Raw genomic sequence first — 23,748 nt, forward strand, 5'->3', positions numbered from 1 at the left:
TCGCTGTATTAAGACGGGGTTAAATCGGGTTATCAGATGGTTAAACCTGTGTTTTGCAGTTGGATAGGTGTTCGTTAAGATCGTAGATTTGAACTGTAATTAAAATCATCAATCATCAAAAAACGAACATTATGAAAATTTACAAAATTGTATTCGCCGCTGTGTTGTTGTTCAGTACCGTGTCTGTTTTCGCTGAAACCGGGAAACCAGATCCGGTAAAGGGCCAGGCTGTGACGGAGATCACCTCCTTTTTGAAAAATCCGGCCATTTCGGCGCATGGAGAGGATATGCTGGCTCAGGTATATCTGATGCTAAACAGGGAGGGCGAGATCGTCGTGCTTCAGGTGGAGGCAGAAAATGAGCTTATGGAGGCCTATATCAAGAATCGGCTGAACTATAAGAAATTACAATCGAAGGAATTGTTGCCCGGCAGGGAATATGTGGTTCCTGTCCGGATCAAGGCTTCTGTTTGATTCTGTTAGTTAGTGAGTGGGATTGGCCCGGGACTTTGTTCCGGGCTTTTCTATTTTCCGGGTTTCTTATCCATGGGGCCCCGCATATGAATGATCAGCCCGTTAAGAAAATTACGCAGTACCTGGTCTCCGCATTTCATGTATTTGGGATGGTCTTCCTTTCGGAAAAAATTATTGATCTCTCCCTTGGATATGTTAAAGTCGACGAGCTTAAGTATCTCGACGAAATCCGTATCCCTCAATTTGAGTGCAACCCTCAGTTTTTTAAGAACATCATTATTTGTCATGATCGGTAATTTAATTTTTTTAAAATGAGCCTGGTTATCCCTTCATGGGGTATTTCTCCACATGGCCAGGACCGTAATCCCGGTGCAAGTTACTTAATTTCTTAGCGACAGGATTTGTCCCTTGTGATTTAAAAATGCTTAGCGATCCTGATCCGGGTTTTGCCCGGTCATCCATAGTATGGCTTTCGGGAATTCCCTGCTCCAGAAGGCTTCATTGTGTTTGGCATCTATGCGTATTTCACTGTACAGTTGCTCTGTGTCGAAACCCCGGGATCTGAGGAGTTCCGTCATTCGTTCAAGATCGGTAACAGCACTGCCGGGTTCCAGAGCTCCAGTGGCCATGTAGATCTTACTATCTGCCGGAGCCTCCGTGTTCTCGGTTAACCCGAATATCTTTTCTGAATACCAGTAGCTGGGAGAAAAAATGATGGCTTTCGAGAATACCTCGGGATAAGTAAAGAGCATATAATGAGAGATGAGTCCGCCAAGAGAGCTGCCTGCAATAATGGTGTTTTCCCTGTCTGGCAGCGCCGGATATCGGCGCTCTATCTCTGGCTTGAGTGTGTTCACGATGATTTCGCTATACAATTTTCCATTCCCACCTTTGTACTCAGGGTGGCTGTAAGGGGTGAGCTCATCAATGCGTTTCTCATTGCCGTGTTCGATACCTACGATGATATATTCCAGGTTCAGGCTGTCTATGGTCTCATCTACTTCCCACTCTCCTGCATAGGATAATTCCTTAAAGAACAGATTCTGCGCATCGTGCATATAGATCACCGGATATTTCTTTCCGGGGTCGTTGGTTGTTTCGGGGATGAGGATCCAGATGTTCTTTTGGGTGTTTAATTCAGGCGCTTCGATGCTAATCTTCTCTATGTTAGGGGCTTGCGTATAAGAAAGGATTGGTGCCAAAAGAAGTATAAACCATAGTTTTTTGTAAGAAAAAGCATCCATTTGTCGATATTATTTTAAAAATCCTGCTCAAATATCTAATTTTTATTTTCAATGTTGAGGTTATGCACAGTAAAGAGGAAAAATTAAGTCTTCTCTCCGATCTTATCGATCTGGTTCGGTCAGACCATGCGGTTAATGAACGCGAGTATCGTTTTATCCGGGCAGTAGCCAGGCAGATGCATGTGGAAGAGGAAGAGCTTGGTAAACTTTTCTCCTCTCAGCGTCCGCGTTTTGTGGTACCGGTTACTGAACCGGAGCGTATCCTGCATTTTCAACGCTTATTATTGGTTATGAATATCGACCGGGGTAAAAATGCCAATGAGATATATGCATTAAAGGATGTGAGTCTGCGGATGGGACTCAATCCGGTTGCCGTTGATCAGGTTTTGCGGGTTATGGATTCCTATCCCGACAGGATCGTTCCTCCTAAGGTCATGATCGAAATTTTCCGGGTACATTACAATTAACTTCCTGATCCCGTTCCTGCAGCCATCAAAACCGCTAACAAGGGAATAAAAAGCAGCAGTATCAATTCTGTGCGAACAATGAGAATTACGGAGCGAGGTACCGGGGTAATCTCATCATTTTTCAATGATTTCTTTTGCTTTTGATAAAAGATGGTAGGGTAAATGGAGAGGATCCCTACAATAATGAACAATGCGATCTTCATTAAGAAAACGGTGTTTCCGTTGTAATATTCCGAGGGCTTTCCCACCCCGAACCACAGGGTCAGCCCAAAGGCGACAACCAGGATGGCTGAGATCCCATATACCAGGTCGGTGAAGCTGATCTGTCGAATGGCCTTTCCGGACATCTCCCTGCCGATCATAAATTGCTGGGCGATGACACAGCCCACCATGATAATGAGGAATAAAAGATGGAGGTAACGGAACAGGAGGTAGGTGTTCATAAGCGGTTAGGATTTACATCAGGTTAAAAAAGTATTGGCTAGATTTTTTATGACTTCGAGATCTTTCGGGTTCTCAATACTGGATTCTGCATCTTCTAAAAGGGTTTTCGCCTCCGATCGGATACAGTCCTTATAGTGTTCTTCTGCTTGTGTTTGAAACAACAGGTATTTTAGCATAAGAAATAACTTCTGCATGATGCTTACGTCGTGTTTGCAGTAGAGTCTCAGGGAGGCCATCACGTTATACAGCAGGTTGCTGAAGGAGACCGTTGTAAGTTTTATTTGTGGCTGATCATCCTTAAAGAGAAAATTCTGGTCTTCCTTTTTCATTCGGATAGCAAATAGTTCCGTGAGGTAATCAATGGCATTCAGTGCTGTCCCGGGATCGTTTATTCCCGGTGACATGGCTTTAACGGCAATTTCGGTGATTTGCTTAAAGGCCAGGACATAGTTGTCTTCCAGCAATTCATTCTTCGAATATAAGATGCTGTTGCGAATGGTTTTCAGGCTTTCTTCTTCCAGTGGATTTTCACTGCGCAACAAGGGGATGCCCTTTAGTACAAAGCTGCCCTTTGGGACAATGATCTCAAGGCGGGTCTCCTGTTTTTCGGCTATGGTCAGTAGAGACTCCGACATGATGTCCTGGTAATAGCCGGTTTTGTTCGCGTGGTATTCGTGCCATTGCGCCGTATCCGGGAATTCAGCGTGCTTTTCCGACTCAGAGATCAGTTCGTTTAATCGCTTTTTAGAAGTTTTATGAATGGTGTCCAGAATAGTATTTACCTGGATGGATTGAGAAATGGAATGGATGAAATAGACAAACACTCCAAGGCAAATAATGGTCAGGATAATGGCTACCAGGATGGGAAATCCGGGAGTGCGGTCCTTGGTTCCTGACGTCTCTATGGATATGAGCATAAAAATGCAGTAAATAAGACTGGCCAGGAAGGTGCCCAGCACCAATTGATGTTTGCGGTTGGAGATCAATCCCGGAAGTAACCTGGGAGAGAAATTGTTCGAGGCCTGGTTCAAAAGGATCATTACCATGGAAAAACTGAAAACCATCAGGGAGATCAGTCCGCTGATGAACGTGCTGAGTATCGTTCTTGCGGTTTGCGCATCTTCAATGATCAGGATGGGCACGGCCTTTTCCAGGTAGGCAGAAATACCGAATTGTTCCAGGTAAAGTACGATAAAGGTGAGCAGAAATCCCAGCAGGGATATCAGGGTGGGGTAGAAAGCGATCTTACTTTCAAGATTATTCAGGAAATGAACAAGTTTGTTATAAAGTAATTTCATTTGCGATCATCCGGCTAAAGCCCTGTTAAGTTACATAATTAGTTGACGTATATCACATGCCTGTACGGTTTTTAATAATCGACTGACTTTTCTTCAATAGTAAAGATAGTGACATTTTGACGCTATAATGTAGTTTCGTTATGTCAAAGTGGCATTTACACCGTGATGGAATCAAATTTGCTTTTTTAGGAGTGAGAGCAATTAAAAACGGATGTTAAACCTAAAAACACACCATATTATGAACATGATCAGAAGAAACCCAAGTGCGTTACCTTCATTATTTGAAGAATTCTTTAAACCCGATTGGTTTGGAGGTATGGAAGGTATGAATACGAATGTTCCTGCAGTGAACATTTTGGAAAAAGAAACCGGATTTGAACTGGAGTTAGCTGCTCCGGGATTGAAGAAGGAAGATTTTAATATTGAAGTCGATAAAAATGTGCTGACCATTTCCAATGAACAGCAAGCAGAGCGATCAGACGAAGATAAGGACAGGAAGTACAGCAGACGTGAATTCTATTTTTCTTCTTTCCGCAGATCTTTTAATCTTCCCGAAACCGTAAACAGTGATGCGATCAAGGCGGCATATAATGATGGAATTCTCAGAATTGAAATTCCCAAAAAAGAAGAAGCACTTCCAAAGCCAAAACGCATGATCCAAATTGGATAAGAGCACGTATAGTTAAGTTCTAATTAGTTTGAGTTAGTTAGTTAATGAAAAACGCCTCCGGTTGGAGGCGTTTTTTTATTCGGATATGCGTTCCTGCAGGGTTTTGATCTCGTCTCTCAGTTTTGCAGCTTCCATGAAATCCAGGTCCTTGGCAGCTTTTTCCATCGCCTTTCTTTTTTCCCGAACCAGTTTCTCGAGCTGTTCCTTATTCATATAATCCACCTCGGGCTCGGCGGCTTTCCGGGCAGCCTCTTTCTCCTGTTGATAGGTGGCAATGGAATTTTTTGCCAGGGCGCTGTCCAGGTTTTTCTTCAGTGCCTGTGGGGTGATTCCGTGTTCTTTATTATAATTCATTTGTTTCTCCCTGCGGTAGTTGGTCTCCTCAATGGTCTTCTGCATGCTGTCCGTGATCTTGTCGGCATACATGATGGCCATCCCGTTTACATTTCTTGCGGCCCGACCTACGGTCTGGGTGAGGGAGCGGTTACTCCTTAAAAACCCTTCCTTGTCGGCATCCAGGATGGCGACCAGGGATACTTCAGGGAGGTCAAGGCCTTCCCTGAGCAGGTTAACCCCGATAAGTACATCGAAAAGTCCTCTGCGGAGGTCCTGCATGATCTCCACGCGTTCCAGGGTGTCTACATCCGAATGGATATAACGACATCGGATCTGTATCCTGGTGAGGTACTTGGTGAGCTCTTCGGCCATGCGTTTGGTGAGGGTGGTCACCAGGGTGCGTTCATCCTTTTCAACCCGCTGTTGGATCTCTTCGATAAGATCGTCGATCTGGTGTTTGCTGGGGCGCACCTCGATCACGGGATCCAGCAGGCCCGTGGGCCGGATCACCTGTTCCACGTAAACCCCGCCGCTGTGCTCCAGTTCATAATCTGCGGGGGTGGCACTTACATAGATCACCTGGTTTTGAAGGGCCTCGAATTCTTCAAATTTCAGCGGGCGGTTATCCATGGCTGCGGGCAAGCGAAAACCGTATTCCACGAGGTTTTCTTTCCGGCTTCGGTCGCCTCCGTACATGGCATGGACCTGGGGTATGGTTACGTGACTCTCGTCCACCACCATCAGGTAATCGTCGGGAAAATAATCCAGCAAGCAGAAAGGTCGCGTGCCGGGAGCCCTGCCGTCGAGATATCGGGAATAGTTCTCAATTCCCGAACAATAGCCTAATTCCCGTATCATCTCCAGGTCAAAATTAGTCCGCTCCTCCAGCCTTTTGGCTTCCAGGGGTTTTCCGATCTCCTTAAAATAATCGATCTGCTTCACCAGGTCATCCTGAATCTCTCTGATCGCGTTTTGAAGTACTTCCGGGGAGGTCACGAACATGTTGGCAGGGTAGATGTTCAGACGTTCATATTTTTCGAGTACCTTATTGGTGTTGGGGTCAAAGGCTTCGATCTCTTCGATCTCATCCCCGAAGAAATGGATGCGAAAGGCATCATCTGCATAGCCCGGGTAAATGTCCACAACATCGCCCTTTACCCTGAAATTCCCATGGTTGAATTCTGCCGTGGTTCGCGAGTAAAGGCTTTGCACAAGGCGGTGCAAAAGCTTGGTTCTGGAGATCACCTGGTCCCTTTCCAGTGAGATCACGTTCTTCTGGAATTCAATGGGGTTACCAATACCGTAAAGGCAGGAGACAGAAGCGACCACGATCACATCCCTTCTTCCTGATAGCAAAGAGGAAGTGGTACTTAGCCGGAGTTTTTCGATCTCCTCGTTGATGGACAGGTCTTTTTCAATATAGGTCCCTGTGACGGGGATATAGGCTTCCGGCTGGTAGTAATCATAGTAGGAAACAAAATATTCCACAGCATTATCCGGGAAGAACTGCTTGAATTCAGAATAGAGCTGGGCCGCCAGGGTCTTGTTGTGTGCAAGCACCAGGGTAGGGCGCTGCACGGTTTCCACAACATTGGCTACGGTAAAGGTTTTTCCCGAACCGGTAACCCCGAGCAGGGTCTGGTATTGATCCCCGGCCTCGATCCCTGCGGCAAGTTGCCTGATCGCTTCAGGCTGATCGCCCGTGGGGTTATATTCTGATCTGATCTTGAATCGCATAGTGCAAATCTAACAAAACTACGCGCGCTCAGGAATTAAGGAGATCTTAAATTCCTTATCGCCTGAGGGAGAAATGTCCCTTTCTTTCCGTGCCGTCTTCAAAGACCGCCCTGTACCAGTAATCGGAGGGGACCAGGGGGCTTCCGTTGAATTCTCCGTTCCATCCCGGATGAAGCGCATCCATACGGATCAGTAGTTTTCCATAACGGTCGAAAATAGTAACGTTTAAAAGTTCAGGTTGGGAGGCTCCGATGATCAGCGGTTTCCAAAGGTCGTTTATACCGTCGCCGTTTGGTGTGAAAAAAGCAGGGAATGCAATGGGATTTAGGTCAAAGGGAATGATACCGCAGGCGAGATCTTCCTTAATGTAAAGGGTGTAGCTGTCCTGCTCCGGTACGGTAAAGCTGGTACTGGGTGTGAAGGGGCCTCCGGGAGCATTGATCGCAAAGGTGTAATCTCCGGTGCCATTTACCGTAAAATCGATGGTGATTCCGGCAGGCGTTTCTGAAAAGTTTACAGCCGTGAGTTCCGGAACATCGGTAAATACGACCTCAATAGACTGGCTGCCGGTACATACCAGGGGAGGCGTTTCCAGGTCTACGGTATCGGTAACCTCCAGCAGATAACTTCCCGTTTCCTCAATGGAAAAATCCGGAGCCTCGCTGAGCAGTTCAACTCCCGTTCCCGTGATCGAATACCAGGCATACGAATACCCGGGAATGGGGTCCTGAATAAGCCGCAGGGGCTGTTTGCCGCAAACACCAACGGTGTCTGGAATGTCAAGTTGTGGATTCAGGTTAACCATTACGCCGGTTACAGGGTCTGTGTAAGGGCCGCACCCGGCTGAGGTGGCAAATGACTCGGTTATGCAACCGGTAGCCTCGCCTGCTTCATTGAAAGGGGTAATGGTTACGTAGATCGTGCTGTTGGGTAAGAAATCAAGAACACTTGCACTGGGGCTGTAGTACACGGCATTGTCCAGGATGTCAGAAATACCGGGGGTATATCCCATACTCACAATATAACCCGAGGCTTCGGGTACTTCTTCCCAATTGACCCTGGTGGTAAGCGGTACATTGGTGTCTCCGTCTGCAGGTGCGAGTAATAGCGTACATGCCGGAACCGGACGGCTTGAGCGGGTAGTAAAGAAGGTCTCTGTGCAACCTGAAGAGGTTCCAAGGGAGTTGTAAGGGGTGATACGCACATAAACCGCCGTTTCTGCAGGCAGGGGGCTGGTAATGGTATACCTGGTGGTGTTTCCCGCATCTTCCATATCGAGGTAATCGTTTCCGCCTGGCGTACTTCCGGCGGATATAAAATATCCGGATGCCCCATAGGCATAATCCCACTCGAGGGTGGGAGTGCGGCTAACGTCTATAGCACCGTTTGCGGGGGAGTTAAGCTGGGTGCAGTCAGGAGGGTCGGATACCGGAATGGTGGTGAACGTCTGGGGTGGACAGGTGTTTACGGCCTGGTTGAAATAAAAGGGGGAGATGGTGACATAGATGGTGGTTTGCGGAGGCAGCCCCGAAGCCAGGGTATAGGAAGTTACCGCCCCGACCATTTCATTGTCCAGGATATCATTGATTCCCGGACGGGTGCTTATGCTTAACAAGTACCCGTTCACGCCCTGAACCTCCGTCCAGGAAATGATGGCGTCAAGGCGTACATCGGTCGCCCCGTTTAAAGGTGTGATCAGGGTAGGGCATTCCAACTGCGCGTATCCCGGCAGAAAGATGAGAAGCAGGAGGATGGTCGGTAACCTGTTCAAAAGCAAAGGGTTAGTTTTGCTTCAATTTAACCATTTTAACAGGAATGCCCTATTTCCCCCGATGAATTATCACAGGGTGAGGATGATGTTCGGATGTACTGTGGATATGACTTTACAGGTCTCTTTTTTTAAGCAGCCAGTAGGAGGCATAGACAAATACGGCTGTCCAGGCCAGGACGATAATGATCTCAAAAAAATGTACTCCGTAGTCCTTGTTGAATTCTTCCCCAAGCTGATTGGCGACCGATTTTACCGCTCCCATCCGGGTAGCAGGTTCCTTGATAAGACTGCTCATGGCTTCCAACGGCAGAAACTGATGAACTGCATTGGCTACAGACTTATTGGTTTGCCAAAGCAGAAGTCCGTAAAACAGGCCTTCAAATGCCTGCCATAACACCAGGAAACCCAGGGCAAAGGCCGAACGTTTCACCAGGATGCCGAGAAAAAGGCAAAAGGAGAAGAATCCCAGAAGCTTCACAAAGAAGGCGATCAGGTATTCCAGATCAGAAAAAATGATCCCGATCTCGTTGTAATCAGAGAAGACAAGTCCGAGAATCAGGGAGACCACAAAAACAAATACCGTAGAGATCAGTGCAAAAACGATTACGGTCAGGAATTTACTCAAAACAAACTCCTTCTTGCTCAGTCCGTCGATCAGGTTTTGTTTAATGGTCTTATTGCTGTATTCGTTAGACATCATGGAAACGATAACAATCGCCAGGAACAGTTTGAACCAGGCGGTAAAGTAGGTGTTAAAGTGCCAGATATAAGGGAAGTTGAAAATACCCTGGTCGGCCAGGTGAAACTCAATGGGCCCGATATCAAATTTAATCGCTGCAATAAGGGCTATAGAGGTGAGCAGGAAAAAGTAAGAGATGATGAGGATCTTGCTGGAACGGTTGTTCCAGAGTTTTATGGCTTCTATTTCGAGGAGTCGTATCATGATTTGTTTCCGGTGGATTTTAATTACTGGTTGTTGGTAAGGGTAAGGAATTGTTCTTCAAGGCTTTCTTTTCGTTTCACCAGGTGAGAAAGTACAAGCCCTTTTTCGAAAATCATTTTGTTCAGTTCCGAGGCTTCCATGGGTTCGTTGAGGAAGGCAGTGATCATTCCGTTGTTCTGAACGATACGATTAAATGCGGGGTGATCCTGCAGCAGCGATAACAATGCTTCCTGCTTGCTGCTGCTCAACTGGAAGTATCCATGGCTGGCGATCATCTCGTCAACTCTTCCGGAATACAGTTTTTCTCCTTTCCGGAGAATAACCACGTGAGAACAGACTTTTTCCACCTCATCCAAAAGGTGAGAGGCCAGAAGAATCGTAGTACCCCTGGAAGCAATTTCCTTGATCAGTTCCCTGATCTGGTGAATTCCCTGTGGGTCCAGTCCGTTGGTAGGTTCGTCCAGGATGAGGATCTCCGGGTCATTAAGCAGGGCAGAGGCGATGGCCAGACGTTGCTTCATCCCGAGGGAGTACGTCCTGAACTTGTCGTCCTTACGGTCCAGCAATCCTACAAGCTCAAGTTTTTCCCAGATCTTACTGGTGGGAACTTCCTTGATTTTGCATACCAGTTTCAGGTTCTGCTCGGCAGTCATATAAGGATAAAAGTTGGGGCGCTCAATAATGGCCCCCACCTTTTTTAAAGCTTCGTGGGTAGAAACGGTGCCGTCAAACCAGTAGAATTCTCCACTGGTTTTATTCACCACGTTCAGCACAATGCCCAGGGTGGTGGATTTCCCGCTCCCATTGGGGCCAAGAATACCATAGACATTTCCTTTTTCAATGGTGAAAGACAGATCTTTGACCGCGGTCAGGGGGCCAAATTTTTTAGTTAGATTATTTATGGTTAGTATAGTGCTCAAAGTACAAAGGGTATTGTTTGGTTCTGTTAATTCGACGAGGAACAATTCGTTTTGTTACAATATAAGTTAAATTAGAGAAAATTAAAGGTAGGAAGATGAGTCAGAAACTGATGTCAAAGAAAAAACCCAGCTATCCGGTGAATGAGATGCTCCTGGGGTATCTGGAGCGGTATAACCGGACCACCAAAATCCCTATTTTCTATGACGATCTCCTTCGTTTTTCCGGTGCGGTGGTGGTGTATGATGAGAATGATAAGGATACCCTGTGGATCCGGGTGTATTATTCCGAATTCGAACGCCCCGAGATCGATTACAACCTGAAAAAGGTGTATACCCTGATTTTCTCTGATGGAAATGAAGAGGTGTTTCAATACCTGAATATTGATGCTATCGACTTTTGCACCTTTGGGAATTCCAAACCTTTCCGGATAAAGATCCGGAATATTCTCAACGACAACTATACCTACCTCTATGTAAAAAAAGCAGATGCCTCCCGGGTATACGGGCTGGAGCTGGAACACATCCTTTCTCCTAACCGGATCAATTTTGCGGTATACAAGGATACGCTTATCGAAGAGCATATTTCCGGAATACCCGGAGATGAGTTTATTAAGGAGGCGCTTCCCAATTGCACGGACATTCAAAAAAGCCAGATCGCTAAAGAGTTTGTAAAGTTCAATGAGCGATGTATGATCCGGTTATTGGGAGATATGAGGTCCTATAATTACGTGATTATTCCCATGCACGATTTCGACAATGTGATCTTTCGCATCCGGGCCATTGATTTTGACCAGCAATCCTATGAGGGGAATTTTAAGGTGTACAAGCCCCAGTTTTTCAAGGAGAATTACAGTATGGTGAAAATGGTGGAGGAGAAATTAAAGCCGGCTTCCATAGAGCAATACAGGAAAGAGGAGCGGTCGGTTATTGCCAAAAGGATCATTACCTCTAAAAAACGGCTTCGCGCCCTGATGCGCTGCATGATCAAGGACCGGATCAGTCCTCCCGATCATCTCGAAGAGCTCAAAATGCAGCTTTATGAATATACCCTGGATATGAAATTCAAAAGGTGCAGAACAATGGGGCAGGTGGTGCGCACTGCCCTGGATTTTGTAAAACGCAACTATGAGGACGTAAGTATGAACCGGTTTATTCAGGGATAGGTATGTATTATTTTTACTACATTTAGAAAAAAATATCGCATGAAAAATACGATCATCCTGCTTCTTTTATGCCTTGGTTGGGCAGTACATGCCCAATCGCCCGAACAGGTCGTCGCCAGTTATATTCAGGCTATAGGCGGAAAGGAAAATCTTAAGAAGGTGAAGACCATCACTGCCGATATCGAGGTGGTGTCAAACGGTCTTGCTATGGATGGGCGAATTGCATATAGCTTTCCCGATAAACAATATACCGAAATGATTGTAAGGGGAGAAAAGATCATTACCGTTGTTAACGGTGATAAAGGGTGGATGGTGAATCCCATGACCGGGTCGTCCAATGCCTTTCCGATGTCGGAGCAACAGATCCAGTCGACGCGGAGATCGCCCTCTGCAGACCATTTGCTGGACCCCTCCGGCTACAGCCTGGAAGATCTGGGAGAAAGACAGGTAAAAGGAAAGAATTACAGGGTGCTTAAAGTGATCTTTAGTGGCGGGACACAATCCCGGCAGAACAGGTATTTTAATCCGGAAACCAAGCTCATAGATTATGTGGAGATGGATTCGCCGGCAGGGGGTAGTATCTTAATGGCTTATAAGGAATATACAGAGGTGAACGGGATGCGATTTCCGGGATTAATCCTGAGTTATACAGGTAGTGATATGGACTCTCCTTCGATGTCGATGCGAATGAAAAACATGAAGGTAAATGCCCCGGTGGATGCAGGGCTATTTGAAAAACCCTGATATCAGAAAGAAAATATAAAGGCTGTCCGCAAGGACAGCCTTTTTTTATGGTTAACTCTTTTGTTCCTTGTTGAAATAGACCAGGTAATAATACATTTGCTTCTCTTCATCCCATCCTTTTTCCACAAACTTATTTGCTGATTCGGGGTTGATAAAGTCCATTTTGATCTGAATGTTGGTGTCGAGCTGTATCACATTCTTGATCTTTTTCCTGGCGTCTGAAACGGCCTTGTTGGCGATCGGGAAGTTACTCACATCCTCGATGCTGTATTTGGGGCCTTTTTCGGTTTTGTAGTTTTTGAATTCCGGGATCAGGTTCGGGTTCTCCATCACCTCGTTCAGGAAGTTCGTCTCCTCGAATTCGTCATTGCTGGCAAAGTGATTCACTGCCCGGTTCAGAAACATGACCTCCTCCTTCTTATCTTCAGCCGGAAGAACCACGTCTTTGGCAAAGTCCTGGCAAAATTTCAGATACTTCTTGGTGTAGTAGTTCTCATCGGTAGTGGCTTCTACCTGCAGGAACTTTTCCAGCCAGTATTTGGTGTCGTACTTATTGCTGTCTACAGAGAGGATCTTGAATCCGTTTTCCTGGTCTTTGTTAAGGATGATGGCACCCTTGTCCAGCTTGTTGACATTGATCCCCTGCCTGATGATGATCTCCAGGTTATTTCCTTCTTCCTCAAATTCGAGGAAATCGTGTTTTAATTCTGATTTGAAGATACCGACAGCATCCGTTTTTTCGTTGTCCAATACCACATCCCTGAGGTAGCAAACATACAATTCCCCGCTTTTTATATGCGGATGATTGGATTGCTCGAACAGGTGGGTCGCTATTCGCTTGGAATTGGCATGTGCCGAAGACGGATCGTTAAAGATGGCGGAGCAGATCTTATAAAGCTCATTGAATTCGACATCCACCTCATTGGCAAAATGAAGGTAGTTTTCCTCCTTTTCCCGAAAAGGTTTAAAGAAATACTCCTTCAGGATGGCAGTGATCTCATCATTAAGGCGATAGGGTTCTTCTGAATAAAAAACCTGTTCACTTTTACTTTTATTTCCAATCTTATGAATGGATAGGTTCTCTATATGGGTAGGATATAGGTTTATCATAGCGTTATTCAGATAAATTTAAGGCTGTTGCCTCCGGTTATGGTTAGTTCCAGTTTTCGTCAAAATCAAAGTCTCCGTAATCATCTGATCCCAGTTCGAATCCGTTGTCTTCAAAGTCGGGATTTCCGGTGAACTCCGATTCAAAAGATTTGGTGGGAGGACTGTCAGGCAGTTGTCCGTGGGCAAACATAAGGTTGGGATATGGATTCCCATCGATTTTCTCTGAAATATCGGCCAGTTCCACATAAAAGGTCCACATACTGAGAAAATCATAAACATAGATCAGGTTTCTGCGGTCTGCGTTCAGGATATCCTCCAGTCGTACCTCACTCATTAGTCTGACCCTGTCTTCACCCTCGCTCATGTCGAACAGGGCGATCTCTTCTCCTTGTTCCCACTCTTCATTACTGATATAAAAGGAAGCCATTTCTGTTCCGTCAAACCCGAAGGATTGCGCGATGGAATTGTGAAAGTCTTCCATGGAGCTGCCGGATTCGACCTCCAGGTCTCTGAAAACATCCTCTTCGGCATCCAGTATAATTCTGAACTTATAGATCATTCTAAAAATAGTTTTTTGGGCAGGCAAGTTACAAAGATTTGCGCTGTTTTTTAGCTGATATCGATTCTAAAACCAGGTAGAACTGTATTCCGAACAGCACCGATGCCAGGACCAGGTGTATCGGCTGACTTCCAAAAGGAAAATCGGCGTAATACATGGCCATTCCGCTTGCGATCTCCAGGACGAGGAGGATAAGTACCCATTTGATTTTAACGAAATGCAGCCTGAACTTCCGGTTCAGGTAAAAAAGGTACAAATTGATGGCGAGTACGGCGATAGAGAAGCTCCGGTGCACATAAAAATTCAGTTTCGGATGCTCCAGCCAGCTGTTTTTTGCGAGGTCGCCCAGGAGTTTAGCCTGTTCATCGATAAATTGTCTTACCTGTGTTCCCAGGATAACCTGGATCAGGGTAAGTGCCAGAGCCGCCCACAGCAAATAATGGAAGGGCTTATGGTAGGACTGAACAGCCCCCGGGGGTTTCAGTAAATGGAGAATCCTGAGGATAAAGGCTACAATAATGAGCGCCATAACCATGTGCAGGGTGATGCGAACCGGCGCCAGAACGGAGTACACCACAGTGGCTCCAAGCCAGGCCTGGAATCCCATGCCGAATACCGTTAGCCAGCTTAAAAGGGTTACCTGCTTGTTTCTTTTCCACCACCCCAGAGACCAGAAGGCCATGAGTAAGGTGGCCAGTCCTGCAAGTGCACCCAGGAGCCTGTTGATGTATTCCACCCAGGTATGGGAAGCGTTAAAAATAGCGTAATCATGCCTGGTGTATACCTCCCAGTTGTTCGGGTCAAAATTATTTTCGGTAGTGAAATCCCGGGTCGCAGTAAGCAGGCGCTCCTCGCGGATGATCACCTGGCCTTTTTTAAAATCCCTTCCGGGCTCCCACAGCAATTGCGACTCCTGGGTAGGGGGGATGTAGTACCCGAAACACTTGGGCCAGTCGGGGCAGCCCATCCCGCTTCCGGTCATCCGTACTACTGCCCCGGCAATAATAACGAGGTAAACCAGTACCAGAGATGCCTTGGCGATGCTTCTGAGATTTAACTTCATAGCTGTATTTTTTAAATGTAAGGGAAGGGTGCAGCATTCACTTGCCTGCCGAACCTCGCTTATTTTTTATCCTGATTTTCTTTTGGAGTTAGTCCGAGCTTTTTGCCCTTTTCGATCATAAAGGCCCTGGCCGCTTCATATTCGTTGGGGATCTCCCCCTCAAGGATGGCCTCTTTTATCGCATCTTTAATGATCCCGATCTCTTTGGAAGGCCGAAGGTCAAAAAAATCCATGATCTCCTGTCCGTCTACCGGCGGTTGAAAATTCCGGACATGATCCCGTTCCTCCACTTCCCTGATTTTATCCCTGACAATCCTGAAATTATTGTGATATTTTTTATAGCGCCTGGGATTCTTGGTGGTAATATCTGCTTCACAGAGCGTCATGAGATCTTCAATATGGTCTCCGGCATCGAAGATCAGCCTTCTCACGGCAGAGTCGGTAACCAGGTCCTGGGCCAGGACAATGGGCCTTGAACTCAGCAGCACCATTTTCTGAACGAATTTCATCTTTTCATTCAATGGGAGCCGCAACCTCCTGAATAACCGGGACACCATTTTAGAGCCTACAAATTCATGGCCGTGAAAGGTCCAGCCGATCTCTTTGTCGAATCGTTTTGTCGGCGCCTTTCCTATATCGTGTAACAGGGCTGCCCAGCGCAGCCAGAGGTCGTCCGTATTCTCCGAAATATTGTCCACCACTTCCAGGGTGTGCCAGAAGTTGTCCTTGTGTCGTTGTCCTTCTTTCTCCTCGATGCCACTAAGATTAGTGAGCTCCGGGAGGATCATTTCCAGAAGTCCGGTTTTATAGAGCAGGGAGAAACCGATGGAAGGCTTGTCGCTGAGCAGGATCTTGTTGAGTTCATCAACGATTCTTTCCCTGCTGATAATTTTTAATCGCTTTCGGTTTCTCCTGATCGCTTCGAACGATTCTTTTTCAATCCGGAAATTGAGTTGGGATGCGAACCGGATGGCCCTTAGCATGCGCAAGGGGTCGTCCGAATAGGTCAGGTCGGGATCCAGTGGGGTGCGGATGATCTTGTGCCTGAGGTCTTCCCGGCCGTTAAAGGGATCGAGAAGTTCTCCGTAATTTTCCTTCTTCAGGGAGAGAGCAAGAGCGTTTATGGTAAAATCCCTCCTGTTCTGGTCATCTTCCAGGCTGCCATCTTCCACAACAGGTTTACGGCTGTCAAAATGATAACTCTCTTTTCTGGCGCCCACGAATTCAAGTTCCAGGTCATCAGTTTTAATCATGGCCGTGCCAAAATTTTTAAAAACAGAAACCTTTGGTTGCTCCTTCAGGGCCTTGGCAACGCCTTTAGCGAGGGCAATGCCACTGCCTACCGCTACAATGTCGATATCTTTTGGTGTCCCTCTTTCCAGAAGAAAGTCCCGGACAAACCCTCCGATAACGTAGCTTTCCACACCCATTTCCCCGGCCACCGCGGCGATGGTTTCAAAAACGGGATTCTCTATGGCATTTTTGTAATTCATGTACCCTTTGAAAAATTATTGAGCAGGTCGGGTAATGGATACCCGGGTTGTTGTTATCGGTACGGGCCCTAGCGGCGTATGATCTTTACCAATCCGTTATTGCTGAGCTTGATAATGCTGGAGGGACGACCGTTTTTCTTTTCGCGGTGCAAATTTACTATATAGTCCACACCTTTAAAAATTTCAGGATCTATTTCTGCAAAGGTTCCGGGAGTAGGGGTTCCGCTGAAATTAGCGGAAGTGGATACGAGGGGTCTTTTGAACCGGCTGATCAGGCGTTGACAAAATTCATCTGAAGCGACCCGAATGGCCAGGGAGTTGTCTTCATGGATCAGGTTTGGAGCCACATTCATGGGCTGGTCATAGATGATCGTAACGGGTTTATCGCTGTACTCGATCAGGTCATAGGCCGGTTCAGGCACTTCGTAAACAAAGCGTTCCAGCATCCTGGTATTGGCCACCAGGCAGATCAAAGCCTTGCGGTCCGGTCTTTTTTTCAGGTCATATACCTTTTGAACTGCCGCCTCATTAGTGGCGTCGCAGCCAATGCCCCATAGTGTATCGGTGGGGTAAAGGATCAATCCCCCTTTGTTAAGTACGTCCAGGCATTTCTCGATCTCTTCTTTCATCCTTACAGGTCGAGATAGTTAAACACCTTTTCGGCAAAAGTATCATTGATCTCCCGGCATTCGTCAAGAACCCCGGAGTATGCAGTGGCCTCTGAAAGTTTTTCCCGGAAATTATCCAGGGTCGCAATAGGGGTCTTGTATTTAAAGTCGTAGAATTTAGAGGTAGTGGGGATGGAAACCACTTTTTTACCTAACAGGATAGACCAGTACATGCCGTGATAGCTGTCGGTAACCACGGTGTCGCAGGATTTTATGAAAGCGATAACCTCTTCAAAGGGGTCCTGGTTGGTTTTATAAGGAAGCGACTTTACCTTTTCCATTACGCCGGGACGCTGGAGGTTTTTTTTGTGCAGCAGGATCCCGAATTCATTATCGATCGGTTCTGCTTTATCAAAGATCCCGTGTTTGCAGCTTACGCAGGGCACCCATTCATTGTTCATGCTGAAATCCCTGGTGCCAAAGAGGCCGAAATGATCAGGAGAAACATTGTAATGGCTTACTTTTTTTGTGTTCAGGGCATTGTGGCCGGCCCCCCAAACCACCGTCTTTTTCCCCCGGGCCTTCAGCGATTCGAACAACCGCATCTGCTTGTGAAATGCAGAAAGGTTGAGCAAACCACCACCGCCGATGATCAGCGACCTGCGGATCACTAAATCGGCCCATTCTTGCCTTAAGGTGTCATCTTTGGACTGATATTGAAAGATATCCAGCACCTTGTCCTTCAGGGGCTCGTAGTAATGATGGGGAGCACAGTAAAAATCGCCCGCATTATATGGGTCGTAGCGGTGTATGTTGATCACATCATCATTGAGAAGTTCGGTAGCCTTACGAACTTTCCTGATGGTGGTATATCTAACGATTTTTCTTTTAAGGAACCCTGGTTTATCCTTCATGTTTTTTAATTTAACGGCTCTGGAGCTTGCTCCAAAGCTAATACAAAAAAATATATTATATTTGCCGCCCCAATCAACTGGTTTGTAGTAAGTTAATACAAAGCAACATGAACAAGATCTCGACAACGCTGTTAATCTCTACATATAATTGGCCGGAGGCCTTATCCATCGTTCTTAAAAGCGTGCTCAGCCAGACGGTAATACCGGATGAGGTGATCATCGCTGATGATGGTTCCGATGAAAGAACCCGCAATGTGATCGATGGGTTTCGCAAGGATTTTCCGATAGACCTGAAGCATGTATGGCATGAAGATAAAGGATTCCGAAAATCAAAGATTCTCAACCGGGCCATTGCATCTGCCACCTCAGAATACATTGTTCAGGTAGATGGAGATTGTTTTTTGCACTCCAGTTTTGTGGAAGACCATATCGAAAATGCCAGCCGTGACCGCTATTTGTACGGGACCCGGGTGCGCATAAAGGAAACTGCGGTCCCCAGGGTTTTAAATGCCCAGGAGCTCAATATGCATTTCTTTAAACCCGGCTTAAAAAAACGCCCCAGGAATATCAGGATACCTGTGATCTCTGCTTTGTTTAAACCCCATGCCGGGATATCTCCCAAATTCAGAGGGTGTAATACCTCTTTCTGGAGGGCCGATTTTATAACCGTGAACGGGTATAATGAAGATCTTGAAGGCTGGGGAAGGGAAGATTCTGAATTAATGATCCGTATGCACAACCTGGGCCTGAAGGCCAAGAGGTTAAAGTTTAATGGTATCGTTTACCACCTGGATCACCATGAAAATTCCAGGGATCGTTTTGAATTGAACGACAGTATACAGGATAAAACAAAAAAGGAGCAACTGGTAAGTTGTACTAACGGGATTGATAAGTATCTGTAAGCGTTACAGGTTTTTTAGAAAGGTTTCGAGCTGCTTCGAGAATAGCTCAGGCACGAACTCCTGGTAAAGTCTCAGACTTGCCTTTCTGAGTACTTTGGTAGTGTGGCCTTCAAATAATTCCGGTTTGTAATCCCTAAGGTGCACACTTTGGTTAGCGGTATCTTCAAAAATAGCCCAGTCTCCTTTTGGGATCCATGGCGAAAAAATCGAAAAAGTAGGGACGTCCAGGCCTTTGGCCATATTCACAGCTCCCCCTTCATTTCCAATCAGGGCTTTACATTGAGACAGCAAGGCAATGAAGCCTCTCAGGGAGTCGGCAAATAGGTCGAGCTTTATTTTTTCCCGGGTTTCCGGACGGCACAGGTCGTAGATGGCTCTGACCTGATCCAGTTGTTTGGGGATGTAGTTAAATAGAAGGTGGTCGCTTGAGTTTGCTGCGATCTGATCCAGCAATGCAGCCATATAGGTTGCCGGGTAACTTTTGTTTTCTCCGCTCCCAAGGATGGAGATCATGATCGGGTGCTGCCCTTCAAGTCCGTGTTGCCTCATAAGGGCAATGGCTTTCTCCTTCTCCTCCCTTTTCAGATAGATCATGGGTTTATGGATGAGCGTATCCATGGTTTTGTCTCCCATCAGCGGCATGATAAGTTGCAGCCTGTTCTCTATGGCCAGCCCGAGTCCGTACCGGCTTTTCTTCCATCGTTTTATCGGGTGGGAATAGGAAAAGGCGCTGTACCGTTTGTAGTACCCGAATCGTTTGGGGATGTTGCTCAACCAGGAAATGAGGGAGGTTTCGATCTTGGTATAGGCATCTATCAATACATCGTATTGTTCCTTATCCAGGGTCCTGATGTACTGATAAAATCGAATTTTATTCTTTCGCAATGCCGGATCAAAACTTATAATGCGGTCTATGGATGGGTGGTGTTCGATTACTGCGGTGGTATGCCGGTGAACCATATAATGCACTTCAGCATTCGGAAATTCCCTTTTCAGGTTATCGCAGAGGATGGAGCTGGTGAGTACGTCACCTATCATTTTTTGTTGGATAACGAGGAATTTCAAAGGCTGGGAATTTTTTTGTTAAAATTAAACAATCTTTTAGAAGAAGGGTACAATCTTTAAGTAGTAATTTTGCTTCCAGTCTGCTACAACTGAAAATTAATTGAGAGCATGAAAATATTGGTTACCGGAGCAGCCGGTTTTATCGGGTCACATACTGCAGAATACTTCGCGGGTCAGGGACATAAGGTATATGGTTTGGATAATTTTTCCAGGTATTACAATCCTGAACTCAAGCGACTCAACCGCAGGGATGTGGAAGATAAAGGAGTGGAGTTTATTGAGATTGATCTTATGGAGGATCTGGATACGCACATGCCGGCCGATTTTGACCTGATCTTTCATTTTGCTGCTCAACCCGGTATTTCTGCCACTACCAGCCTGGAGGAATATGTGCGCAATAATATTTTTGCCACCCAGCGTTTATTGGACTGGACAAAAAAATACAATCCCGGATTAAAGCTTTTTGTCAATATTGCGACCTCTTCGATTTATGGAAAAGAGGCCACGCTTCCGGAAACAGCAGTTCCCTGCCCGATCTCCTTCTACGGAACTTCCAAGCTTGCCGGGGAGCAATTGGTTATGGGGGAACAACGCACCGGTAAATTAAAGGCGTGTTCGCTGCGGCTGTATTCGGTTTACGGCCCCCGGGAACGTCCTGAGAAGCTCTATACCAAGCTTATTAAAAGTATTTTTGAGGATGAGGAGTTTCCTCTTTTTGAGGGTAGTGAACATCACTCCAGGAGTTTTACCTATGTAGGGGATATTGTTAAGGCGATGGCTGCGGTACCCGGCAGGGAAGATGCCTTGAACGGGGAAATCGTCAATATTGGGTCTGATGTTGAATACACCACGGGTCAGGGAATTGCCCTGATCGAAAAGATCATAGGGAAAAAGGCCAGGATCCGAAAAACCCCTCCGCGACCGGGAGACCAGTTAAGAACAACTGCCCTGATCGATAAAGCCAGGAATATTTTGGAATATCAGCCGGAAACCGCCTTTGAAGATGGTCTGAGAGCCCAGGTAAACTGGTACAGCGAAAAGTTTCTTTAGGAGGTAGCCCGCAGTCTTTTCAATTCCCGGTATCGCTCGTAAACGCCAAGGGCATTGAGGTAGCAGATAATGGCTCCATTTCTTCCGTCGAGAAATCCGAGGCGGAAGATGAAATTGTAAAAGAACCTCCAAAAAGGTCGGAACCATTGGTTAAAAAGGTACCACTTCTTTCCTTCCCTGTAAGATTCAATGGCTCTCAGGCGGCCATATTTCAGCATCTTTCCTTTATAGTCGTGGTAATCCTTAAAGGAATAGTGAATAAGTTTCTCTTTCAAAAATCCGGCATCACCTTCAAAACTAAGGGTTTCATGGACGATGCGGTCCTGAAGGAAGCTGCACTCACTCTTGCGGAAAAGGCGGTGAACTTTATCGGTTTGCCAGCCACTGAACCTTAGTCGCTGGTTTTTAAACATAAAGGTGCGGTAGTTCCAGTATGCGGGAAACGGATCTTTCAGCGTGGTGGTTTCACAGATCTCCATGGCCAGGGCAGGAGGTACCTGTTCATCTGCATCCAGGAAGTACACCCATTCATGAGATGCCAGGGAAAGAGCATAACTTTTCTGCTCGGTATAGTTCCTGAAAGCGTGCTGAACCGCTGTAATGTTTTCCTGCTCGCTTATCCATTCCCAGGTTCCGTCTTCGCTGAAGGAATCCACTACAATGATCTCATCGGCAAAAGCCAGGCTTTCTATACATTGTTGTATATAGCCGTTTTCGTTGTAGGTAATAATTACTGCGGATATAGGTTGCTTTTCGGTCAAGGAAAAATATATATTGGGGTGCAAAGATAAGGGGATTCCATGAAAAAACCTCCCGGGATTGGGAGGCTTTTGATATTCATAGGGTCTGCGGTAAATTCAGACGGCTACATTGTATTCGCGCAGGGCGTCGTTAAGCGAAGTTTTCTTATTGGTGCTTTCTTTTCGCTGACCAATGATCAGGGCGCAGGGCACCTGATATTCTCCGGCAGGAAACTTTTTGGTATAGCTACCCGGAATGACCACAGATCTGGCCGGAACCTTTCCTTTGGTTTCAACCGGCTGGTCTCCGGTAATATCGATGATCTTTGTTGAGGCGGTAAGTACAACATTGGCACCCAGAACCGCTTCCTTCTCTACATGGACCCCTTCTACCACGATACAACGGGACCCGACAAATACATTGTCTTCGATAATTACAGGTGCTGCCTGCAGGGGTTCCAGCACCCCGCCTATTCCAACCCCACCACTAAGGTGAACGTTTTTACCGATCTGTGCACAGCTTCCCACCGTGGCCCAGGTGTCTACCATGGTGCCCTCATCCACATAGGCTCCGATGTTGATATAGCTCGGCATCATGATCACCCCGGAAGACACATAAGCTCCGTGCCTGGCAATCGCGTGAGGTACTACACGGATGCCCTTCTTTTTATAGCCGGTCTTAAGGGGGATCTTATCGTGAAATTCGAGGGGGCCGGCCTCCATGGTCTGCATTTTCTGAATCGGAAAATAAAGAACCACCGCCTTCTTTACCCATTCGTTAACCTGCCAGCCGTCGGAAACCGGCTCAGCCACACGCAGCTGGCCTTCGTCGAGCAGGGCGATCACCTCTCTGATGGTTTGTTGTGTATGTTGATCATTCAGAAGATCCCGGTTTTCCCAGGCTTGCTCTATTATTTTTCTGATTTCGTTCATGTGTTATTATTTTAACGCAAAGATACAGGCTTCGGGATTATTGTCACCTTACATTTACAGATGTAACAATTTAAGCTGTAATTTTGGTAAAAAATCAAATGGGACGCATTCTTGCAATCGATTACGGGAAAAAGCGAACGGGCCTGGCGGTAACCGACGAGTTGCAAATGATTGCATCCGGGCTTACCACTGTACCCACCAATGAACTGATGGGGTACCTCACCCGGTATTGCAGGGATGAAAAGGTGGATGTACTGGTGGTCGGAGAGCCCAAACGCATGCATGATGAACCTTCGGACATTGAGGCCGATATTGCAAAATTCCTGAAAAAGCTGCAGAAGGTTTTACCGGGGTTGCAGGTAGAACGAGTAGATGAACGGTTTACCTCCAGGATGGCATTTCAGACGCTGATAGATAGCGGATTAGGACGAAAAAAACGAAAGGATAAAGCCCTGCTGGATGAGGTGAGTGCCACCATTATCCTACAAAGTTACTTAGAAGCTAAGGGGTAATTTTAAGTATTTTCCCCGTAATTTTTGCTGATTTACGTGCGTGGTATTGAAATATTTTTAACTTTGTTAGTTGATAATTAGATCTTTACCCAAAGATTAACCTACATATGTCTAACTTTTAAACAGTAGTGAATGAAAAAAATAACTACCCTTCTCATTTACTTGTTGCTCTTACCATTTGCCTTTTCCGCCCCAACGGTGAATTGTGAAGAGTCTCTGCCCCAGCCAATTAACGTGTTGGCAAACCCCGCTATGGAACCTGCTCCGGAGTGGTCTCTGGACTACCGTTTGCTATTGCTATCTGAAACTATAACGCAAAAAGATGCGGTTAAAGTATACCCCAATCCCGTAAACCGAAAAGACGAACTCAATATCAGTCTCAGGGGAGCCGGAAAGAAATACCTTAGTTTTTATGATATCACCGGTAAAATGGTCAAGCAGGTGGTTACTGAAAAAAATGCAGTAGCCCTCAGTGTGGCCGACCTCGGTGTTGGCGTTTACATTCTCAATGTAAAGTCAGCATCCCTTCAGACTACCAAGAAGGTGATCATCAGGTAGGCACCTTATTTTTAAGATAAGCTTTGTAAAC

26 protein-coding genes are annotated in these 23,748 nt (G+C 46.2%); 9 read left to right on the plus strand and 17 right to left on the minus strand.

Annotated elements, in window-relative coordinates; genetic code table 11:
• The first annotated feature begins 131 nt into the window (after positions 1–131).
• Positions 132–473: a hypothetical protein gene (locus K7R11_RS05680; protein ID WP_224489364.1), complete on the plus strand. Its 342-nt coding sequence runs from the start codon at positions 132–134 to the stop codon at positions 471–473.
• A gap of 50 nt (positions 474–523) precedes the next feature.
• On the opposite strand, the gene K7R11_RS05685 is transcribed toward K7R11_RS05680, so the two are convergent.
• Both K7R11_RS05685 and K7R11_RS05690 read right to left on the minus strand, forming a co-directional pair.
• Complete coding sequence (locus K7R11_RS05685) at positions 524–760, minus strand: DUF1456 family protein (protein WP_224489365.1); 237 nt, start codon at positions 758–760, stop codon at positions 524–526.
• Positions 761–898: 138 nt separating this feature from the next.
• Positions 899–1,717, minus strand: a complete 819-nt coding sequence (locus K7R11_RS05690; protein WP_224489366.1) for an alpha/beta hydrolase — start codon at positions 1,715–1,717, stop codon at positions 899–901.
• Between the two features lie 62 nt (positions 1,718–1,779).
• Here K7R11_RS05690 and K7R11_RS05695 point away from each other — a divergent pair, with 62 nt between their 5' ends.
• A complete protein-coding gene (locus tag K7R11_RS05695) occupies positions 1,780–2,184 on the plus strand; it encodes a TerB family tellurite resistance protein (RefSeq protein WP_224489367.1) in 405 nt (134 codons plus the stop codon).
• On the opposite strand, the gene K7R11_RS05700 is transcribed toward K7R11_RS05695, so the two are convergent.
• A complete protein-coding gene (locus K7R11_RS05700; RefSeq protein ID WP_224489368.1) occupies positions 2,181–2,627 on the minus strand; it encodes a DUF2214 family protein in 447 nt (148 codons plus the stop codon). The genes K7R11_RS05695 and K7R11_RS05700 overlap by 4 nt on opposite strands.
• 18 nt (positions 2,628–2,645) lie before the next feature.
• Positions 2,646–3,926: a DUF2254 domain-containing protein gene (locus K7R11_RS05705; RefSeq protein WP_224489369.1), complete on the minus strand. Its 1,281-nt coding sequence runs from the start codon at positions 3,924–3,926 to the stop codon at positions 2,646–2,648.
• Positions 3,927–4,164: 238 nt separating this feature from the next.
• Between K7R11_RS05705 and K7R11_RS05710 the strand changes: the two genes are divergently transcribed.
• Positions 4,165–4,596, plus strand: coding sequence for an Hsp20/alpha crystallin family protein (locus K7R11_RS05710; RefSeq protein WP_224489371.1), 432 nt, complete (start codon positions 4,165–4,167; stop codon positions 4,594–4,596).
• A 75-nt stretch (positions 4,597–4,671) separates the two neighbouring features.
• On the opposite strand, the gene uvrB is transcribed toward K7R11_RS05710, so the two are convergent.
• The 4 genes from uvrB to K7R11_RS05730 all read right to left on the minus strand — a co-directional run bounded on the left by uvrB (position 4,672) and on the right by K7R11_RS05730 (position 10,303).
• On the minus strand, positions 4,672–6,669 hold the full coding sequence (gene uvrB, locus K7R11_RS05715) for an excinuclease ABC subunit UvrB (RefSeq protein WP_224489373.1): 1,998 nt from the start codon (positions 6,667–6,669) through the stop codon (positions 4,672–4,674).
• 55 nt (positions 6,670–6,724) lie between these two features.
• Positions 6,725–8,440 (minus strand): T9SS type B sorting domain-containing protein, encoded by a 1,716-nt coding sequence (locus K7R11_RS05720; RefSeq protein WP_224489375.1) that lies wholly within the window; start codon positions 8,438–8,440, stop codon positions 6,725–6,727.
• A 112-nt stretch (positions 8,441–8,552) separates the two neighbouring features.
• The gene (locus K7R11_RS05725) at positions 8,553–9,383 is read right to left on the minus strand and encodes an ABC transporter permease (protein ID WP_224489377.1); all 831 of its coding nucleotides are present in this window, start codon (positions 9,381–9,383) and stop codon (positions 8,553–8,555) included.
• A 23-nt stretch (positions 9,384–9,406) separates the two neighbouring features.
• A complete protein-coding gene (locus K7R11_RS05730; RefSeq protein ID WP_224489379.1) occupies positions 9,407–10,303 on the minus strand; it encodes an ABC transporter ATP-binding protein in 897 nt (298 codons plus the stop codon).
• A 95-nt stretch (positions 10,304–10,398) separates the two neighbouring features.
• Between K7R11_RS05730 and K7R11_RS05735 the strand changes: the two genes are divergently transcribed.
• Positions 10,399–11,466 (plus strand): hypothetical protein, encoded by a 1,068-nt coding sequence (locus K7R11_RS05735; RefSeq protein ID WP_224489382.1) that lies wholly within the window; start codon positions 10,399–10,401, stop codon positions 11,464–11,466.
• A 39-nt stretch (positions 11,467–11,505) separates the two neighbouring features.
• Positions 11,506–12,210 carry a LolA family protein gene (locus K7R11_RS05740; RefSeq protein ID WP_224489384.1) on the plus strand — a complete coding sequence of 235 codons (705 nt, stop codon included), beginning with the start codon at positions 11,506–11,508 and terminating at the stop codon, positions 12,208–12,210.
• Between the two features lie 51 nt (positions 12,211–12,261).
• On the opposite strand, the gene K7R11_RS05745 is transcribed toward K7R11_RS05740, so the two are convergent.
• The 6 genes from K7R11_RS05745 to K7R11_RS05770 form a co-directional block, all read right to left on the minus strand.
• The gene (locus K7R11_RS05745; protein WP_224489387.1) at positions 12,262–13,320 is read right to left on the minus strand and encodes a nucleoid-associated protein; all 1,059 of its coding nucleotides are present in this window, start codon (positions 13,318–13,320) and stop codon (positions 12,262–12,264) included.
• Between the two features lie 43 nt (positions 13,321–13,363).
• The gene (locus K7R11_RS05750) at positions 13,364–13,879 is read right to left on the minus strand and encodes a plasmid pRiA4b ORF-3 family protein (RefSeq protein ID WP_224489389.1); all 516 of its coding nucleotides are present in this window, start codon (positions 13,877–13,879) and stop codon (positions 13,364–13,366) included.
• A gap of 28 nt (positions 13,880–13,907) precedes the next feature.
• Positions 13,908–14,942, minus strand: coding sequence for a COX15/CtaA family protein (locus tag K7R11_RS05755; RefSeq protein ID WP_224489391.1), 1,035 nt, complete (start codon positions 14,940–14,942; stop codon positions 13,908–13,910).
• A gap of 59 nt (positions 14,943–15,001) precedes the next feature.
• Positions 15,002–16,435 carry a CCA tRNA nucleotidyltransferase gene (locus tag K7R11_RS05760; protein WP_224489392.1) on the minus strand — a complete coding sequence of 478 codons (1,434 nt, stop codon included), beginning with the start codon at positions 16,433–16,435 and terminating at the stop codon, positions 15,002–15,004.
• Between the two features lie 68 nt (positions 16,436–16,503).
• Positions 16,504–17,064: an L-threonylcarbamoyladenylate synthase gene (locus K7R11_RS05765; protein ID WP_224489394.1), complete on the minus strand. Its 561-nt coding sequence runs from the start codon at positions 17,062–17,064 to the stop codon at positions 16,504–16,506.
• Positions 17,065–17,066: 2 nt separating this feature from the next.
• The gene (locus K7R11_RS05770; RefSeq protein WP_224489395.1) at positions 17,067–17,957 is read right to left on the minus strand and encodes a polysaccharide pyruvyl transferase family protein; all 891 of its coding nucleotides are present in this window, start codon (positions 17,955–17,957) and stop codon (positions 17,067–17,069) included.
• Between the two features lie 107 nt (positions 17,958–18,064).
• On the opposite strand from K7R11_RS05770, the gene K7R11_RS05775 reads away from it, so the two are divergent.
• Positions 18,065–18,859 (plus strand): glycosyltransferase family 2 protein, encoded by a 795-nt coding sequence (locus K7R11_RS05775; protein ID WP_224489396.1) that lies wholly within the window; start codon positions 18,065–18,067, stop codon positions 18,857–18,859.
• A gap of 3 nt (positions 18,860–18,862) precedes the next feature.
• Here K7R11_RS05775 and K7R11_RS05780 read toward each other — a convergent pair whose 3' ends face one another.
• The gene (locus K7R11_RS05780; protein WP_224489397.1) at positions 18,863–19,924 is read right to left on the minus strand and encodes a glycosyltransferase family 9 protein; all 1,062 of its coding nucleotides are present in this window, start codon (positions 19,922–19,924) and stop codon (positions 18,863–18,865) included.
• 108 nt (positions 19,925–20,032) lie between these two features.
• Between K7R11_RS05780 and K7R11_RS05785 the strand changes: the two genes are divergently transcribed.
• On the plus strand, positions 20,033–20,974 hold the full coding sequence (locus K7R11_RS05785) for an NAD-dependent epimerase/dehydratase family protein (protein ID WP_224489398.1): 942 nt from the start codon (positions 20,033–20,035) through the stop codon (positions 20,972–20,974).
• On the opposite strand, the gene K7R11_RS05790 is transcribed toward K7R11_RS05785, so the two are convergent.
• Together K7R11_RS05790 and K7R11_RS05795 are read right to left on the minus strand one after the other, a co-directional pair.
• Positions 20,971–21,735 carry a glycosyltransferase family 2 protein gene (locus tag K7R11_RS05790; RefSeq protein ID WP_224489399.1) on the minus strand — a complete coding sequence of 255 codons (765 nt, stop codon included), beginning with the start codon at positions 21,733–21,735 and terminating at the stop codon, positions 20,971–20,973. The two genes, K7R11_RS05785 and K7R11_RS05790, sit on opposite strands and share 4 nt — an antisense overlap.
• Positions 21,736–21,831: 96 nt before the next feature.
• A complete protein-coding gene (locus K7R11_RS05795; RefSeq protein ID WP_224489401.1) occupies positions 21,832–22,647 on the minus strand; it encodes a 2,3,4,5-tetrahydropyridine-2,6-dicarboxylate N-succinyltransferase in 816 nt (271 codons plus the stop codon).
• A 98-nt stretch (positions 22,648–22,745) separates the two neighbouring features.
• On the opposite strand from K7R11_RS05795, the gene ruvX reads away from it, so the two are divergent.
• Both ruvX and K7R11_RS05805 read left to right on the plus strand, forming a co-directional pair.
• A complete protein-coding gene (gene ruvX, locus K7R11_RS05800; protein WP_224489403.1) occupies positions 22,746–23,159 on the plus strand; it encodes a Holliday junction resolvase RuvX in 414 nt (137 codons plus the stop codon).
• Between the two features lie 132 nt (positions 23,160–23,291).
• A complete protein-coding gene (locus tag K7R11_RS05805; protein WP_224489404.1) occupies positions 23,292–23,717 on the plus strand; it encodes a T9SS type A sorting domain-containing protein in 426 nt (141 codons plus the stop codon).
• Positions 23,718–23,748 lie beyond the last annotated feature (31 nt).

The sequence above is a fragment of the Robertkochia flava genome (assembly GCF_020166515.1).
Taxonomy (GTDB): domain Bacteria; phylum Bacteroidota; class Bacteroidia; order Flavobacteriales; family Flavobacteriaceae; genus Robertkochia; species Robertkochia flava.

Bases quoted from the DNA above. Each gene is read 5' to 3' on its own strand.
- K7R11_RS05795 (WP_224489401.1), bottom strand. From the start codon at position 22,647: ATGAACGAAATCAGAAAAATAATAGAGCAAGCCTGGGAAAACCGGGAT.
- K7R11_RS05690 (WP_224489366.1), bottom strand. From the start codon at position 1,717: ATGGATGCTTTTTCTTACAAAAAACTATGGTTTATACTTCTTTTGGCA.
- K7R11_RS05735 (WP_224489382.1), top strand. From the start codon at position 10,399: ATGAGTCAGAAACTGATGTCAAAGAAAAAACCCAGCTATCCGGTGAAT.
- K7R11_RS05695 (WP_224489367.1), top strand. From the start codon at position 1,780: ATGCACAGTAAAGAGGAAAAATTAAGTCTTCTCTCCGATCTTATCGAT.
- K7R11_RS05740 (WP_224489384.1), top strand. From the start codon at position 11,506: ATGAAAAATACGATCATCCTGCTTCTTTTATGCCTTGGTTGGGCAGTA.
- K7R11_RS05745 (WP_224489387.1), bottom strand. From the start codon at position 13,320: ATGATAAACCTATATCCTACCCATATAGAGAACCTATCCATTCATAAG.
- K7R11_RS05805 (WP_224489404.1), top strand. From the start codon at position 23,292: ATGAAAAAAATAACTACCCTTCTCATTTACTTGTTGCTCTTACCATTT.
- K7R11_RS05685 (WP_224489365.1), bottom strand. From the start codon at position 760: ATGACAAATAATGATGTTCTTAAAAAACTGAGGGTTGCACTCAAATTG.
- K7R11_RS05785 (WP_224489398.1), top strand. From the start codon at position 20,033: ATGAAAATATTGGTTACCGGAGCAGCCGGTTTTATCGGGTCACATACT.
- K7R11_RS05710 (WP_224489371.1), top strand. From the start codon at position 4,165: ATGAACATGATCAGAAGAAACCCAAGTGCGTTACCTTCATTATTTGAA.
- K7R11_RS05705 (WP_224489369.1), bottom strand. From the start codon at position 3,926: ATGAAATTACTTTATAACAAACTTGTTCATTTCCTGAATAATCTTGAA.
- K7R11_RS05725 (WP_224489377.1), bottom strand. From the start codon at position 9,383: ATGATACGACTCCTCGAAATAGAAGCCATAAAACTCTGGAACAACCGT.
- K7R11_RS05770 (WP_224489395.1), bottom strand. From the start codon at position 17,957: ATGAAGGATAAACCAGGGTTCCTTAAAAGAAAAATCGTTAGATATACC.
- K7R11_RS05755 (WP_224489391.1), bottom strand. From the start codon at position 14,942: ATGAAGTTAAATCTCAGAAGCATCGCCAAGGCATCTCTGGTACTGGTT.
- K7R11_RS05760 (WP_224489392.1), bottom strand. From the start codon at position 16,435: ATGAATTACAAAAATGCCATAGAGAATCCCGTTTTTGAAACCATCGCC.
- K7R11_RS05765 (WP_224489394.1), bottom strand. From the start codon at position 17,064: ATGAAAGAAGAGATCGAGAAATGCCTGGACGTACTTAACAAAGGGGGA.
- K7R11_RS05700 (WP_224489368.1), bottom strand. From the start codon at position 2,627: ATGAACACCTACCTCCTGTTCCGTTACCTCCATCTTTTATTCCTCATT.
- K7R11_RS05750 (WP_224489389.1), bottom strand. From the start codon at position 13,879: ATGATCTATAAGTTCAGAATTATACTGGATGCCGAAGAGGATGTTTTC.
- K7R11_RS05775 (WP_224489396.1), top strand. From the start codon at position 18,065: ATGAACAAGATCTCGACAACGCTGTTAATCTCTACATATAATTGGCCG.
- K7R11_RS05680 (WP_224489364.1), top strand. From the start codon at position 132: ATGAAAATTTACAAAATTGTATTCGCCGCTGTGTTGTTGTTCAGTACC.
- ruvX (WP_224489403.1), top strand. From the start codon at position 22,746: ATGGGACGCATTCTTGCAATCGATTACGGGAAAAAGCGAACGGGCCTG.
- uvrB (WP_224489373.1), bottom strand. From the start codon at position 6,669: ATGCGATTCAAGATCAGATCAGAATATAACCCCACGGGCGATCAGCCT.